Annotated in this window: 1 protein-coding gene and 3 pseudogenes; all 4 read right to left on the reverse strand. The window is 51.2% G+C overall.

What is annotated here, in order from left to right:
- Positions 1-145, reverse strand: a pseudogene (locus tag QZ506_RS06840) (IS5/IS1182 family transposase); the annotation flags it as partial.
- Positions 146-344: 199 nt separating this feature from the next.
- Positions 345-611: pseudogene (locus tag QZ506_RS06845) on the reverse strand (glutathionylspermidine synthase family protein); the annotation flags it as partial.
- 11 nt (positions 612-622) lie between these two features.
- The gene (locus QZ506_RS06850; protein ID WP_291969990.1) at positions 623-1,291 is read right to left on the reverse strand and encodes a DUF1190 family protein; all 669 of its coding nucleotides are present in this window, start codon (positions 1,289-1,291) and stop codon (positions 623-625) included.
- Positions 1,292-1,426: 135 nt separating this feature from the next.
- A pseudogene (locus tag QZ506_RS06855) lies at positions 1,427-1,627 on the reverse strand (transposase); the annotation flags it as partial.
- Positions 1,628-1,761 lie beyond the last annotated feature (134 nt).

Here is a 1,761-nt window from a genome sequence, read left to right on the forward strand (position 1 = left end):
AAGCTTTGTCAGCCAGCACCACATAACCACGACGCTTCATGCTGCCATTCTGGCGCTGAACACCAATACCGTCCAGAAGACGTAATGCGAACTGGCTTTCGTGAGCCTGTCCGGGGCTCAGCAGGATGTTTAACGGGAGACCACTTTGAAGCCGAGGGCCTTTTCAGGTTCACTAGGCGCGGAACTCATCGAGGCGCGGGCATCTCGCCCACAGAGACGCCGGATAGATTGAAGCAAGCCCACCATTAGTCAAAAATCAGTGTTGCAAAAATGGGGGTGACCATAGATTTTCCGTCATAGGCCAGATCGAGGCGCGAGTAAAGTGAGGGCTGCTGGCTGTGCTATGAGCTTCTGACAAATTCCCATGTGTGCTTGGGAATGCAGAATTTGGTCAGCAATGCATCGCTGCTGACCACCTTTTCGACTACTTGCAGACACATCTGGTGCAGTTCTGCAGTTGCCGCTTCCAACTCTTCAATCTGCGCCAACGTGAACTGATAGTAAGCATTTTCACACCAGTAGTGCTCACCGTACATGGTGTGAAAGTTGAAACCAAACTCTGTCGCCTTTTCACGCCAATCCTGGCGTTCGGCAATATCAACGCGCTTCATGCTTATGTCCCTCAGCCACCCATACTGCGAGAAGAGGAGCTGGAAACGGTGCTGGCGCTGCTACGTTGCATACTGGTCTGCTTGGCAACGCTTTCGCCAAAACCACCACGGGTGATGGTGTTAGTGGTAGCGGGTTTAGGAGCCAGTACTGTTTTGGGGACGGTAACGGTACGACCTGAAGTGGCAGCGCCGTAGCTTTTACCGCTGGCGTCAACGAATTGACCGTTGGCTGGACTTGCCGGAGAGCGGGAAGAGAACAGCGGCTGCTGGGCAAAGCCCGCGCCCCCACTCATCATGCGGCCCATCATGTAACCGGTCATCAGCGGCATCCAGGAACTGCTGGTTTGTGTTGGCTGAGCGGCGGTGCCTGCCTGAGCCGGTACTTGTGTACATTGCGCTTCACCAAATTCTGCGATGCAGTCTTCTTTGCTGGCGTATTTCGGTGCGGTTTTTTCGGCTTCTTTCGGTGCGTTGTTGTACGCCGTGGTGCACTGTGCGCTCATGGACGGATTCGCTGCCGAGCAGTCATCCGCATTTTGATACATCGACACGGTTTCGTCGTTCTGTTCGCAACCGGCCAGAATAAACGCAGCACTGATCGCAAACGCAACCGGTGCCAGACGATAGGAGCTCCACCCTTTTCGGAAAGCGTAATTCTTTATATTTTCTTTACGTTTCATGTTGTTACCCAGGATGGTAAGGCGTCAAAGCCAAAGGTGTGCCAAGTGTGCACTAGCATAGGGGATGGCTGGCTGAATTTAAAGCATTACGCCTGTCAGAACGCCTGCTCTTTACGTTGCTATACCCAATAAACCTCAAGATGCAGGTTTGAGCACCTGAAAACGATCGTGAATTCTGGACGTCAGCGAGTCCGCTATTTCTGGTAGCGTATTGGGGAAAAAATTGAATATTGCATCCCGAAAATCGCGCGTGTTTTCAAAATAGCGATTATTCCGTGCATGCTCATTCATCACTTTCCACAGGCGTTCTATCGCGTTCAGATTCGGACTGTAAGGGGCTTTGTTGAATAAATAGAACTTTTGGGTAATCATCGGAGCAGATCACCACAGTTGTTTCAAAATCAGGTCTCCATGGCAAAACAAAATTTTAAAATCACCAACTGGCCCTCTTATAACAAGGCCCTCAAGCA

The organism is Candidatus Symbiopectobacterium sp. (assembly GCF_020054415.1).
GTDB lineage: Bacteria > Pseudomonadota > Gammaproteobacteria > Enterobacterales > Enterobacteriaceae > Symbiopectobacterium.